The sequence below is a fragment of the Caballeronia sp. Sq4a genome, from assembly GCF_023170545.1.
In the GTDB taxonomy this organism is placed as follows: Bacteria; Pseudomonadota; Gammaproteobacteria; order Burkholderiales; family Burkholderiaceae; genus Caballeronia.
Map to the genome: position 1 here is coordinate 154,133 of NZ_CP084252.1, position 13,997 is coordinate 168,129.

The following is a 13,997-nucleotide window of genomic DNA, read 5'->3' on the forward strand; positions in this document are numbered from 1 at the left end:
GAAAGGGTATCGGCAAGGCGCAATGCAATGGCTACAATGGCGTCATTGCGCTGGACAATACGCCGTGAGCCCATCCGAACTTCCTGATCTCAAACTGCTTCAGCTTTTCGACCTGCTGTATGACGTGCGTAGCGTCACGCGGGCAGCGGAGCAACTTGGCCAAAGCCAGCCGACCATCAGCATCTGGCTGGGGCGTCTGCGTGAGTATCTGCAAGACCCGCTCTTTGTTCGCACGCCGGGCGGCATGACGCCGACGCCTCAGGCCGACGCGCTCATCGGTCCGTGCCGAGAGATACTCGAATCGCTTCGACGCTTCGCCGCATGGGAAATTTCGTTCGACCCGAGCACCGCCAAGCGCCGCTTTCGCATCTGCATGACGGACGCGAGTCATATCACGCTTCTGCCGCGAATCCTGGCACGCGTGCGCGAGGAAGCGCCGGGTATTCGGCTAGAAGCCGCCCGCATTGATGGGAATACCGAAAGGGCACTGGAGTCCGGTGAAGCCGATCTTGCGATCGGGCATGTTCCTTGGCTCGGCGGCGGTATGTATCAGCAACAGCTGTACATGCAGGATTGGGTCTGCCTGGCCAATCGGAATCACGCGCGGGTGCGCAGCAGGCTGACGCTGAAGCAGTACCGTAGCGAGGGGCATGTGGTCATCGCAGGCGGCACCGGGGCTCAGCAGCTCGAACAAGCCTTATTGCGCGAGAACATCGAACGGGACGTTGTGCTCGAGCTTCCGGGCATGCTCGGGCTGGGATCCATCATCGCATCGACGGATTTGATCGCCACGTTGCCGAGGAACATTGGCGAGACACTCGCCCGAGTCAATGGCATCGCGGTACATTCGTGCCCTCTACCGGTCGACCAGTTCGCCGTGCGACAGCACTGGCATGCGAAGTATCACCACGAGGCAGGGAACCGGTGGCTTCGCTCTATCGTGGCTGATCTCTTTCTCGATAGAAGCTAGTCGCTGGTCTGTACCAGCGTACGCGCATTCTATGATTTGCAGCGATCGATTCGCGGTAAGCCTTCGAAGAATGGATCCGTTCGAGAATGGGGCGGGCTGCTAAGCGTTTGCCACTGCCACGCGACGGCGATCATCGTACCTATTCCTCGTCGCCCCGCTGAGGCGTGCCGGCGTCTTGCAGCATCGTGCCAGTTCTTGCAAAGCGTTCATGCAGTGCGAAAGCCTTCTCCAGACAATGCGGCGTGTGGCCGCCGCGCGCTTGTGCGTCGCGGTAATAGTCGCGCAGCATATCCTGATACAGCGGGTGCGCGCACTTCTCGATCACCGTCAGCGCTCGTTCACGAGGCGCAAGGCCGGTCAGGTTAGCGAGTCCGCGCTCGGTCACGATGACGTCCACATCGTGTTCGTTGTGATCGCAATGCGGCACCATCGGAACGATGCTCGAAATGCAGCCGTCCTTCGCAATCGATTTCGTCGCGAACACTGCATATGATGCATTGCGCGCGAAGTCTCCGGAGCCGCCGATGCCATTCATCATGTGCGTGCCGCCGACGTGCGTCGAATTCACGTTGCCGTAGATATCGGCTTCCAGCGCGGTGTTGATCGCGATGAGTCCGAGCCGGCGAATGACTTCGGGATGATTGCTCACTTCTTGCGGGCGCAGCACGAGCCGGTCGCGATAGCGGTCGAGATCGTTCAGAACCTGTTCCTGGCGTTTGGCGGAGAGCGTCATCGACGCGCCCGACGCGAAGGCGAGCTCGCCGGCATCGAAGAGATCGAAAGCCGAGTCTTGCAGCACCTCGGAATAGAGCGTCAGTGCTTCGAAGGGCGACGCGGCGAATCCCGACAGCACCGCGTTCGCAATGGTGCCGATGCCGGCCTGCAACGGCGGCAAGCTCTTCGGCAGACGGCCGCGCGACACTTCATGCTGAAAGAACTCGACGAGATGACCGGCGATCAGCGCGGTATCTTCATCTGCGGGCAGCACGGTCGAAGGGCTGTCAGGCTGATTCGTGATGACGATGGCCGCGATCTTTTCGAAGGGAACGTCGATGCAAGTGCCACCGATACGATCGCTCGGGCTAACGAGCGGCAGCGGCGCGCGTGAAGGCCGCGGCGCGGGCGACCAGATATCGTGCAAGCCTTCGAGCGCGAGCGGCTGCGCAAGATTGATCTCCACGATGACCTTTTGTGCCAACATCGCAAAGGTCGCCGAATTGCCGACGGACGTGCTCGGCACGATGCCACCCGACTCGGTGATCGCGACAGCTTCGATGATCGCGATATCGAGTGCGCCGAGGCGCTGGTCGCGCAATAGCTCGACGGTCTCCGAGAGATGCTGATCGACGAACATGACGTCGCCGCGATTGATGGCGCGACGCAACGTGGCATCGACCTGAAACGGCAAGCGACGCTCCAATGCGCCAGCTTCGGTAAGAAGGCGGTCGATGTCGTTGCCGAGCGACGCGCCGGTCATGAGCGTAATGCGCAGCGGATCGCTTTCCTCACGTGCGCGGCGCGCTATTTCGAGGGGTACCGCTTTCGCATCGCCGGCGCGGGTAAAGCCGCTTGCGCCCACGCGCATGCCATTGCGCACGAGCCGCGCTGCATCGGCTGCGGATGTGATCTTTGCGCGTAGCGCGGCACTACGAATGCGGTCTTCGAACATCGGTATCTCCACCAACTCTGCATGAACCACGCGCTCGCATGCGCCTTCATCGTGACCGGTCACTGCTGTCGGCGCCGGGATGCGATTCTTTTAGCTACGATTATTCGAGCGCCATCGCGCTTTAACTGCCGCCGAAAAAGACCGTGCAATAACTCGCCGGGCCAACGCACGATTGCGACTGATTCGACGGCTGGTTCGTGGACTGAATCGAAGACTGATTGGCGTTACTGTTAGCAGCGGGCGCGGACGTTTGCGCCATCGCGAGCGATGCGCCCGATACCATGATTGCAGCGACTACGAATTTAAGCGACTTCATCGAACTCTCCTTGGGACTTACCGCCGGCGTGAATTGCCTCGGCAATGGAGACACTATAGGCAGCCAGCTTCGGGCGATAAATCGTCGCGCACGGAAGGCACATTTCCATGCCGAGGAAAGATCGGTTCAGCGGGAAGCGCCAAAAGTCGCATCCGAATCGATCAGCGCGCCGCGTATGAAATGCAGGCACGCCAGAATGCGGCGTAGGTCGCGCACGCATTCGCCGCCATCCACGCTCGACGCTTTCGCGCACTCGACGAGGGCTTCCGCCGCGAAGATCGACCGCACTACAGAGTTGATCGCGCGCCGAAGCGACGCACTGGAGGGCATGCGAAAGAGCATGGCGACTTCGCGAAGCATGAGCGCCACGGATGATGCCCATGTGAGACGAATGGGCGGTGGAATCGCATCGACGTCGAGCGCCGCTTTCAGCGTGCGCAGATCGATCATCGCCTGTCCTACTTCGAGCGTGACGAGCATCCACTCCAATGCGCGACGATGTCCTCGCGAAGACTGAGCGGAAAGCGCCAACAGTTGAGACATCAGATCATGCGTGCCCGAATGAAAGCGTTCGCTCAGGGAAGCCAGAGGGCCTTCGCAGGCGAGCGCGGCTTGCGCACGCAACGCGGCAAGTGTCTTGCCGACGAGCCACGGCGTATGCGGCGGCACGAGAATGGCGCATGCCGCCGACGTGACGAGCATCGAGACAAGAATGGCAATGCCGTTGTTCAACAGCGTGGCCGGGTCATAGACGATGACGTTATCGGGCGCTGCAAGCAGGCAGAAGAAGACGCAGAATCCCACGCCGTAACCCGCTGTCGGCCGGCGCATCGCAATGAAGGTGCCCAACGCGAGCGGTGTGGAAAGCATCGCGCAAAGCAGCGGGAAGCCATCTATCGCGGGATAGACCCGGCACAAGAAGACATAACCGATGATCATGGCGCCCGCCGTTCCCACAGCCATCTGCGCAACGAAACGCGCCGGCCGCGCCGATGCCGATGACAGCCCGCAGGCCAGCGTCGCGCCGATCAGCGCCAATCCGCCGCTCGGCCATGCAGTGGCGATCCAGAAGGCCGCGACGGCCGCCATCACCATCGCCGTGCGGGCGAATGTCGTGGCGACCACGAAGCCGTCCGTGTTCGCGACGTAGTGCGCGAGCGGCATGTCATCGCGCTGACCTGCGGACAGTGCCGCGCGCAGTTGCGCTATGCGGTCCATGTCGCCGATCAATCGTTCGAGGAGTTCCGCGCATGTGACGACGTCGATCTGCGATGCATGCGGCAGGCGCGCCGATAGCGACGTTCTAAAGCGCATCAGAGCGTGCCGGTCGCAATCGGTCGAATCGAGCAGATCTGCAAACTTACTCAGGCAGGCCGCGAGCGCGGGGCACGCCATATCGGCGCGCAGCCGCTTGATCGACTGGTCCAGCGCATGAAGCCGCGCGCACGCATTCATGAACGCGTTATTCAATTGCGAGAGCAGCATGCGTTGAGGACGCAACGCGGGATTCTCATACGCCGCGAGACGCCGGGTTGCTTCGAAGCCGACGATATCCGCGACCAGTCCGGCGTAATGGCGCTCGCGCGCGCTTCGCTTGAGGCGGCCGCGCAGTATCTCTGCGGTAAGCGTCCTGAATGCGGCCTCGCGTTGCGCGAGCGTCGCAGTGAGTTTCGCGCTTGCATGCCGCGGTAGAAGCAACGCACTGACTAAGCCCGAGCACACGATGCCGAGCATGACTTCCGCGCCTCGCGTGAGCGTCGCGAGCAGAAGCTGACCGGGGGCCGTCACGAGCGGCACGCCGATCAACGCAGCCGTATAGCCCGCTAGCGCCCAGCCGTACCAGCGATACTGCCGATATCGCACCGCCAGCGCCGTGCAGGTCGCCACCCATATCGTCAAGCCGATGGCATATAACTCCGCTTGCTGCACGCATGCGGCGCCAAGCACGAGCGCCGCGACCATGCCGAGCAGCGTGCCCGCGAAGCGATAGACGCTCTTGGCGAGCACCATGCCTGAGAATGGCTGCATCAGGACGAAGGTCGTCGTCATCGCAATGCGCGGTTGCGGCAACTCGAGACGCATGGCGAGACCCATTGCGAGAAACGCCGCAATGAGTGTCTTGGACAGATGCAGCCACAGCGCGCCATCCGTCGCGAGCCAGTCGCGCAAGCCGTCGAAAACATCTCGCGCGAAGGGGGCGCGCTCGCCCGGCCGATCCATGAACGACATGCTGTTGCCCGCTGCTTTCTTCGTGAAGGCTGCGATTCTAGACAGCGCGCGTCAGCCGATTAATGAGGGAATCAGGGAACATTCTTTCCAGAAACAATAACAATAGGTCTAACTATTAAGCGGACAATAGTGACCTTCTGGCAACTGTGACGTTTTGATGGACACCCTACAGAACATGCGGGTATTTGCCCGCGTGATCCAGACCGGCAGCTTCACCGCCGCTGCGCAGTCGATGAACTCGACGACCGGCGCCATGTCGCGCGCCGTATCGGAACTCGAAGCGCATTTGCGCACGCGCTTGATGAATCGCTCGACGCGGCGTCTTGCGCTCACATCGGCAGGCGAGCGTTATCTGAAGCGCGTCGTGCAGATTCTCGCGGACATCGACGGGGCGGAAGAAGAAGCGAGCTGCGCGCACGAGCACCCGTCGGGCACGCTACGCATGTTCAGCTTCGCGAGCGTAGGGCAGCACTATATTCTTCCCGCCATCGCCCAATACCGCGCGCTGTATCCGGACGTGAAAGTCGAACTAACGCTGTCGCAGCGCATGCCCGATCTCTTCGAAGGCAGCAGCGACGTCGCGGTCGTGTCGGCAGCCGCGCTGTCCGATTCGGAAGTGATTTCACATCGGCTCGGCAGTACGTTCAGCATTCTGTGCGCGTCGCCCGAGTACATTCGCGCGCGCGGCGCGCCGATGCAGCCCGCCGACCTCGCGGACCACGATTGCCTCACCTTGCAGACGCCGGCATTTCCCGCGCGCGAATGGACGCTCGAAGGTCCGCAAGGCCGGGAGACCTTGCAGATCAGCGGGCCGGTGCAGGTGAACATCGCGGAGTCGCTGGTGGTGGCGATTCGCGAGGGCATGGGCATCGGCATGCTGCCGCTCTATGCCGCAATCGACGGCTTGCGCAACGGTTCGCTCGTGCGCGTGCTGCCGCAGCATACCCTTCAGTCCACGAATCTCTATGCGCTCTATGCGTCGCGCAAATTCATCGATGCAAAGACGCGTACGTGGGTGGACTTCCTGCGTGCGCATCTTCCCGGCGTGATCGCCCGCGATGAAGCCGCGCTTGCCGAGATCATGCAACGCGATGCGTCAGGCGGTGTCGCGCTGCCGATGACTCAAGAGCTCGCCGCGCAGGTGAGACACTAGGCGCTTCGGTCTCGCTCGCTTCGCCGCTTTCTCTCGCCGGATGACTTGCGCTCGCGTTCGAGCGAAGGCGAGCGCTCGGTCAGCAACGCTGCATCGTCGTTAAGAGCAGGCGCCGCCGCCGCGAACTGCCGCCGATAGTCGGCCGGTGTCGTGTGCCTCGCGGCCTTGAACTGGCGATTGAAATTGGCGACGTTCGCGAAGCCCGAGCGGGCAGCGATGACCGCAACGGGAAGCGACGTGTCGGCGAGCATGCGGCACGCGTGCCCGAGGCGAACACGGGTGATATAGCGTCCGACGCTCTCGCCTATATGCTGCACGAAGTACCGCGTGAGCGTGCGCTCCGACAAACTGGCCGCTGCGCAGAGTTCCGACAGCCGCAGCGGTTCCGCGAAACGCGCATCGATCATCGAAAGCACGCGGTTGATGCGCTCCGGTTCATGGCCGGACGGCCCCGTCGTCGCCTGATCGAAGGCGCTCGGTGAAGCGAGCGGCCGGCCGGGCGCGTCGGCGAGCGTGCAGAGAATATCGAGTGCCGCGCTCAGCCGTTCGCGCGCCACGTTCGAAAGCAACGCGTCCAGACGGCCGCGCATCCATTCACCGGCGGGCGGCTCGAACGCGAGTCCGCATGCGGCTCTGCGCAAGAGCCTGCGCAGCGGCTCGTATTCGCGGCAGCAGTCCGCCATGCGCCGCGCCCAGTCGCCGTCGAACCAGATTACGATCGCCACTTGCGGCGAAGAGGGCTCAATAGAGCGGTTCGACGCCCACGTATGCGGCAGATCGGGCGGGACCAGGACGAGATCTTCCGCGCCGTAGTCGTTGACCGCGTCCCCGATGTAGCGCTTGCCATGACTATTCATCGTCAGGGTTAACTCGTATTCGGGGTGGTGATGCCACTCGAACGGAATACGCGGAAGCCGCCGATGGTAAACCCGGACCGAACTATCTTCGCCGAACTCGACATGCTCGTATGCAGGTTTCATGGCCGAAAGCGCAAATGAATCGACTGGATAGTATCACTCGGTTGCAAGTACGCGTCATATGCTATCGCCACGATGAACCACAAGGGGACAAGCATGGCGCTCGTAATCGACGACGTGCCGGCCGCAATCCGGCAGGCAAAAAAGGAGCTTCGCGCGGCGTTGCCGAACTACCGGGAGGTCTTCGCCGAAGTCGAAGAATCGATCGGCGCAGCGGCAAAGCGAATCGCAGCGCAGCGCGATCGCGGAGAAAACGTCATTCCGGAGATTCAATTCTCCGACATCATTGAACAGCGCGTGACGGCCGAACAAATCGCGCTCGTCAAATCGCGCGGCGCATGCGTGATACGTAGCGTTTTCCCGCGCGCGCAGGTGCAGCAATGGGATGACGATATCGCGCAATACGTCGAGCGGAATGATCTCGACAAGCGCCTTGAAAACCGCGCCGAGGACAAGTACTTCGGTCAGCTGGCTTCGAGCAAGCCGCAGATCTACGGCGTGTACTGGTCGAAGCCGCAAGTGCTGGCCCGTCAGTCGGAATCGCTGACGGCGGCGCGCGTCTTCCTCAACAAGCTCTGGCGGAACGAAAGCGACGGACGCGTTCACTTCAATCCGGAACATGTGCCCGTCTATGCGGACCGTCTGCGCCGGCGGCCGCCGGGTTCGGCATCGCTGGGCTTGTCGGCGCATTGCGACGGCGGCTCCGTCGAGCGCTGGATCGAAAGCAATTTTCGCAAGGTGTATCGCCACGTGTTCTCCGGCAACTGGCGCGAGTACGATGCCTTCGACGCCGCTTTCCGCACCGATGTACAGGAGATCGCGTCTCCCGCCGTCTGCTCGATGTTCCGCACGTTTCAGGGCTGGACGGCGCTGACGCCGCAAGGCCCGGGCGACGGCACGCTGCAACTCGTGCCCATTGCCAACTCGATGGTGTATATCCTGTTGCGCGCGCTTCAGGACGATGTCGCCGACGACGACCTGTGCGGCGCGATGCCCGGTCGCGCGCTTTCGATCAAGCCGGAGTTTCATGCGCCGCTGTTCGAGGCGTTGTCGTCCATTCCCAAGATGGAAGCGGGCGACACCGTGTTCTGGCACAGCGACGTGATTCATGCCGTCGAGGACGAGCATCGGGGCGCGGGCTATAGCAATGTGATGTATATCGCCTCGGCGCCGTCGTGCGCCAAAAACGACGCGTATCTGAAGCGTCAGTTGCCGAGCTTCCTAAAAGGCGAAAGCCCGCCTGATTTTCCGACGGATCATTTCGAAGTCGACTTCATCGGCCGCGCGACGGCCGACGATTTGACTCCACTCGGCAAGGCGCAACTCGGTTTCAATCTGTAGCTGTAGTACCGGCATGCATGCGCGGTCTCTCTGATCGCGCATGCGTCGCTCGATCCATAACGATAAATTCGGAGACTGCAATGAAACAACAACTGACGTCGGTTGCGACGGCTGTCGCGCTGCTTGTCTCGGGCACTCATGCTGCTCTCGCTGCAGAACAGGTTTCGGTGCTTCACTGGTGGACCTCGGGCGGTGAATCGAAAGCCATTCGGGTGCTCAAGGACGACATGAGCAAACAGGGCTATGAGTGGAAAGACTTCGCGATTGCAGGAGGGGCGGGCGCGGCGGCCATGACGGCGCTGAAGACGCAGGTAATCTCGGGCAATGCGCCTTCGGCCGCGCAGATCAAGGGGCCGCTGATTCAGGACTGGGCCGAGCAAGGGATGCTGGTCACGGTGGATGCGCCTGCGGCTGACTGGAAAGCGCACACGCCCGCGCTAATCGATAGCGATATAAAGGCGGGTGGTCACTACGTGGCCGCGCCATTCTCTGTCCACCGGATCAACTGGCTGTGGATCAACAAGGCGGATCTCGACAAGGTAGGCGGCACGCCGCCGACGACATGGCCGGAGTTCTTCGCGCTCGCCGACAAGTTCCGCGCCGCGGGTATCACGCCGGTCGCGCATGGCGGCCAGCCGTGGCAAGACATGACGATCTGGGAGACGGTCGTGCTGTCACAGGGCGCGGACTTCTATCGAAAAGCGCTCGTCGATCTCGATCAAAAGACACTGACATCGCCGCAAATGATTCAGGTGTTCGAGACCGTTCAGAAGATCCGCTCTTACTTCGACAAGGGCTACCAGGGCCGCGACTGGAACCTCGCCACCGCGATGGTCATTTCCGGCTCGGGCGGCATGCAGTTCATGGGCGATTGGGCGAAGGGCGAATTCGCCAATGCCAACAAGAAGGCGGATGTCGATTATGTGTGCGCGGCCGCGCCTGGCACGTCGAACGCCTACACGTACACGGCGGATGCCTTCGTGTTCTTTCAGCAGAACGGCAAGAAGGACGCGACACCGGGACAGGTCGCGCTCGCGAAGACGATCATGTCGGTCGATTTCCAGCAGCAATTCAGCCTCTATAAAGGCTCGATTCCTGTCAGGCTGGACGTGCCGATGGACAAGTTCGACAGTTGCGCCAAGAAGTCTCGCGCGGACGAGCAGGCGACGATCAAGACGGGCGGGTTCTTGCCGTCGCTCGCTTTCGGTGAACTTCAGTCGCCGGTCACGGCTGGCGCAATCACCGATGTGGTGACGAACTTCATGAACTCGAACGAGGATGCGAAAGAGGGCGTGCGCAAGCTCGCCGCTGCCGCGAAGGTCAAGTAAGCGACGCGCAATCTCACTCACAACAGGAGACAGACTTGAATCCAGTCGCCAAAAGAAAATGGCCGCGCTCGGGGCTCGAAACAACGGTGATGGGCTTCGGCGCCGCGCCGATCGGCAACATCTTCAGGCCGATCAGCGAAGAGGATTCCGCGGCTTTGATTAAGGCCGCATGGGACGCGGGCGTACGCTACTTCGACACCGCGCCGATGTACGGACATGGCCTGAGCGAAGCGCGCTGCGGGCAGGCGCTGCGCTGGTATCCGCGTGACCAGTTCGTGCTGTCGACGAAGGTCGGCCGCCTGCTCAAGCCGGGCAAGCGCGCCGACATTCAATTCGCGCCGTGGGTCGACGGCCTGCCGTTCGACATCGCTTTCGACTACAGCTACGACGGCACGATGCGGTCTATCGAAGACAGTCTGCAACGTCTCGCGCTGGAGCACATCGATATTGCGCTGATTCACGACATCGATGTATTCACGCACGGAGAGCGCCAGCCGGAGATGTTCGAAGCGGCGATGGCGGGCGCATCGAAAGCACTGCTCAAGCTACGCGACGAAGGCGTCGTGAAGGCGGTCGGGCTGGGCGTCAACGAATGGCAGGTCGCTCAAGAAGCGATTCGCCGGCAGGACTTCGACTGCCTCCTGCTGGCTGGGCGTTACACACTGCTCGAGCAGGACGCGCTGGACGGCTTTCTGCCGCTGTGCGAAGCAAGACAGGTGTCGGTGGTTCTCGGTGGAGGGTTCAACAGCGGTATCCTCGCCACCGGCGCGATACCGGGCGCCAAGTACAACTATGCGCCCGCGCCCGAAGCCATTCTGGAGCGCGTACGCCAGATGGAGCAGGTATGCCGGGATTTTTCGGTGCCGCTCAAAGCCGCTGCACTGCAATTCGTTCTTGGGCATCCTGCGATACCGACCAGCATCCCGGGAGTGCGCACGGTCGCGCAACTCGAAGACAATCTGCGGACCTTCCGCACACAGATACCCGCGGATTTCTGGGCCGAGCTTAAACGTCGCGACTTGATTCGACACGACGCGCCGACGCCGGATTAGCAGTTGACGTCAGGGCGCGCTGCCATTTCATGCTCAACGTCGCACCGATAAGCAGGCTGGATGCGGCGCACGTGTCAGACAGCACGCGCTTACGCTATAGCGGATTAGCCGGAAGGCTTCGATGAATAGCCATCGAAGCCATTGCAGCTTCACCCACTGCGACGCAGATCTGATTGAGTGAATTCACTGCATCGCCCGCAGCGTAGAGCCCGTCCAAACTCGTGCGCTGATGCTTGTCGGTCACGATCATTCCGTCGCTGTCTCGCTCTACATCCAGGCCACTCAACAGGTCGTTTTGAGTGAGGCAGCCGAGTACCGGATAGATGGCATCGAATGCATGTCGGTGACCATTTTCGCAGGCGACGTTCAGCGGCGCCTCGGTGCTGTTCGGTAGATCGAGCGCCACAGTCGCGATCAGATCGATGGCATGCTGTGACGCGAGGGCACGCTCGTCTTGTGTCAGCGCATCCAGATCGGACGCGATGACTGCTACCTGCTGACAGAACGTGCGAAAGAACACCGCATGCGATAGCGCGCGTGACGCCGGACCTAGCATTCCGATTCGCTTGCCTTGCGCTTCGAATCCGTCGCATATCGCGCAAAAACGGAGCAATCCGCGCTGCGTCAGCCGCACGGCCTCGTCGACCGGCGGAAGTTTGTCGCGAATTCCACAGGCGAGTAGTGCGCGATGTGCGATCAGGGTGCGGGACGATGAATCGCCATTGCTGCCGTATTCGACGAGGAACCTGCCGTCTGCCTCTTTGATCGCCGTCACGCGTCCTTCGATAATGGGCACGTCGTAACACTCGATCTGACGACGCATCTTGGCGAGCAGTTCGTTTCCATTGATGCCGTTCTCGAAGCCAGCAAGGTTGCGCACGATGGGAATAAGAGACGCTCTGCTGTGACCGTCGTCGATCACGATCGTCGAGCGCCTAAATCGCGCGAGATACAGGGCAGCGGTGAGGCCAGCAGGACCGCCACCGACAATAATGCAATCGATCGGATCGTTCATCGATGTCTTCGTTTTCGGTCGATAGACCTGCGTTTTGCGTATGGGAGTGCGCACGCCGTTGTCGGACGTGCCGCTTGCGTTTCGGAATGCGTGAGCAATAGCGATTCCCAGCATGAAGAACGGCGGGTCCATCTGAGACGAGCGCCGGGTGGCGATGTCTCTATAGAAATGAAACGATCGGTGACTTTTCCAGGCGGGAAACCAGTAGGCGGAGATCTGGAAAGAATGACCGGCGAACGGCAAGTCACTAATGTTTGTTCTTATCTACTCGTGCGCCGTATTCGAAGCAGGCCAAAACGACAATGCCCACTTAAGAGTGGGCATTGCGTTTTTTTCAAGGAACGCAGCTTTAGCGTTCTGCTCGCTCGACGTTGAGCATGTTCTTGGGAATCGCCAGAATCAGAACGCAACTGACGAGTAGGCAAGCCCCGAGTGCATACGTCCCGTTATTGATATTCCCGGTCAAGTCCTTGGCGACGCTCGTAATCATCGAGCCTGTAAAGCCCGACAGGTTGCCGACAGAGTTGATGAGCGCAATGCCTGCCGCTGCTGCCGTGCCGGACAGAATCTGTCCGGGAAAGGTCCAGTAGATTGGCATCAGGCCGAGGATCGCGCAAGTCGCAACGGTCAACAGAAAGATCGACAGCGGCACATTGTTCGCGAAGTGAGCGCTGAGAATAAGGCCCAATCCACCGATGCACGCCGGAATGGCTGCGTGCAGGCGCCGCTCGCCCGTCTTGCGTGAGTGTGCCCCGTTCCAGCTCATCGCGACGACGGCGCACATATACGGAATGGCCGTCAGTAATCCGATGTTGAACGTGCTCTTCACTCCCGAGGCTTTAATGATCGACGGCAGCCAGAATGCCAGACCATAAAAGCCCGTGTTGAACGTCAACAGGATGAACGTCAGCAGCCAGACGCGCGGACTCTTGAGCGCAGCAGCGACGCTATGCGTCTTCTTGGCGCTTTCCTGTTGAAGGTTCTTGTGCAGCAATGCCTTTTCCGCGTCCGTCAGCCATTTGGCGGACTGAATGCCATCGCCCATGCGGAACAGCACAACGAATGCGACCAGTATCGACGGAATGCCTTCCAGCAACAGCATCCATTGCCAGCCACCCATGCCAAAGAGCCCGTGCGTGTGCTCCATCAGCCAGCCTGACACCACGCCGCCGAGGGTAAGGCTTACCGGAATCGCGATCAGGAACCCGGACATGGCGACGCTTTGACGCCGGGCGGGGAACCAGTAGTTCATGTACAGGATGATGCCCGGGAAGAATCCCGCTTCGCACACGCCAAGCAGGAAACGAAGGATGTAGAACATCGTCCCTGTTCCGACATGGAAGAAACTGGCCAGCGGCGAAATGAAGGCGAGCGCCGAAGACACGATGCCCCACGTCACCATGATCCGGGCAATCCAGAAGCGCGCGCCGTACTTGTGGAGCAGCAGGTTGCTCGGCATCTCGAAGAGGAAATAGCCCCAGAAGAAGATGCTTGCGCCGACTGCGTAGACGCTGTCGCTGAGCCCGAGTGCATCCAGCATCTGCAGCTTCGCGAAGCCGACGTTGACTCGGTCCAGATAGGCGACCACGTAGCAAAGCAGCAGCAAGGGCAAAATGCGCTTCAGGACTTTCCGGTACAACTGGTCTTCGGCCTCGTCCCCGACGGCTGCCCTGGAGGCGGCAGCCTGAGTGATGGTTGGCATCGTATTTGTCTCCGTACTATGTGTAGTCAGCTAAGTCGTGGCTTGCGCCTGAAGGGGCGCATCCTCTGCATCTTCGAAATGAGTACCGTTAGTTACCGGTAACATCGAAGGCTGGCGGGGCCGGATCGGATGATATGTTATCGGTAACAAAGGTAACACGATCGCATCTCGTGCCGCAAGCTGCGGGAAGTGCCGAGTGCGACAGCGAGGTCCGCGCAACCCGGCTATGCGATAGGCGCCTCTCA

The 13,997-nt window shown here is 61.0% G+C and carries 10 protein-coding genes; 5 read left to right on the plus strand and 5 right to left on the minus strand.

Annotation, left to right across the window (positions count from 1 at the left end):
• Nucleotides 1-64 precede the first annotated feature (64 nt).
• Entirely contained in the window at nt 65-970 is a 906-nt protein-coding gene (locus LDZ24_RS20295; RefSeq protein WP_248323908.1) for a LysR family transcriptional regulator, read from the plus strand.
• Between the two features lie 139 nt (nt 971-1,109).
• Here LDZ24_RS20295 and LDZ24_RS20300 read toward each other — a convergent pair whose 3' ends face one another.
• Nucleotides 1,110-2,639, minus strand: a complete 1,530-nt coding sequence (locus LDZ24_RS20300) for a succinate CoA transferase (RefSeq protein ID WP_248323909.1) — start codon at nt 2,637-2,639, stop codon at nt 1,110-1,112.
• Nucleotides 2,640-3,081: 442 nt separating this feature from the next.
• On the minus strand, nt 3,082-5,184 hold the full coding sequence (locus LDZ24_RS20305; protein WP_248323910.1) for an FUSC family protein: 2,103 nt from the start codon (nt 5,182-5,184) through the stop codon (nt 3,082-3,084).
• Nucleotides 5,185-5,341: 157 nt separating this feature from the next.
• On the opposite strand from LDZ24_RS20305, the gene LDZ24_RS20310 reads away from it, so the two are divergent.
• On the plus strand, nt 5,342-6,337 hold the full coding sequence (locus tag LDZ24_RS20310) for a LysR family transcriptional regulator (RefSeq protein WP_248323911.1): 996 nt from the start codon (nt 5,342-5,344) through the stop codon (nt 6,335-6,337).
• On the opposite strand, the gene LDZ24_RS20315 is transcribed toward LDZ24_RS20310, so the two are convergent.
• A complete protein-coding gene (locus tag LDZ24_RS20315) occupies nt 6,334-7,317 on the minus strand; it encodes a helix-turn-helix domain-containing protein (RefSeq protein ID WP_248323912.1) in 984 nt (327 codons plus the stop codon). The two genes, LDZ24_RS20310 and LDZ24_RS20315, sit on opposite strands and share 4 nt — an antisense overlap.
• Before the next feature lie 93 nt (nt 7,318-7,410).
• Between LDZ24_RS20315 and LDZ24_RS20320 the strand changes: the two genes are divergently transcribed.
• From LDZ24_RS20320 to LDZ24_RS20330, 3 genes are all read left to right on the plus strand, one after another.
• Complete coding sequence (locus tag LDZ24_RS20320; protein ID WP_248323913.1) at nt 7,411-8,655, plus strand: DUF1479 domain-containing protein; 1,245 nt, start codon at nt 7,411-7,413, stop codon at nt 8,653-8,655.
• 80 nt (nt 8,656-8,735) lie between these two features.
• The gene (locus LDZ24_RS20325; RefSeq protein WP_248323914.1) at nt 8,736-9,983 is read left to right on the plus strand and encodes an ABC transporter substrate-binding protein; all 1,248 of its coding nucleotides are present in this window, start codon (nt 8,736-8,738) and stop codon (nt 9,981-9,983) included.
• 35 nt (nt 9,984-10,018) lie between these two features.
• The gene (locus LDZ24_RS20330; RefSeq protein WP_248323915.1) at nt 10,019-11,035 is read left to right on the plus strand and encodes an aldo/keto reductase; all 1,017 of its coding nucleotides are present in this window, start codon (nt 10,019-10,021) and stop codon (nt 11,033-11,035) included.
• Between the two features lie 94 nt (nt 11,036-11,129).
• Here LDZ24_RS20330 and LDZ24_RS20335 read toward each other — a convergent pair whose 3' ends face one another.
• Together LDZ24_RS20335 and LDZ24_RS20340 are read right to left on the minus strand one after the other, a co-directional pair.
• Entirely contained in the window at nt 11,130-12,050 is a 921-nt protein-coding gene (locus tag LDZ24_RS20335; RefSeq protein ID WP_248323916.1) for an NAD(P)/FAD-dependent oxidoreductase, read from the minus strand.
• 349 nt (nt 12,051-12,399) lie between these two features.
• Nucleotides 12,400-13,752 (minus strand): MFS transporter, encoded by a 1,353-nt coding sequence (locus tag LDZ24_RS20340; protein ID WP_248323917.1) that lies wholly within the window; start codon nt 13,750-13,752, stop codon nt 12,400-12,402.
• Nucleotides 13,753-13,997: the final 245 nt, after the last annotated feature.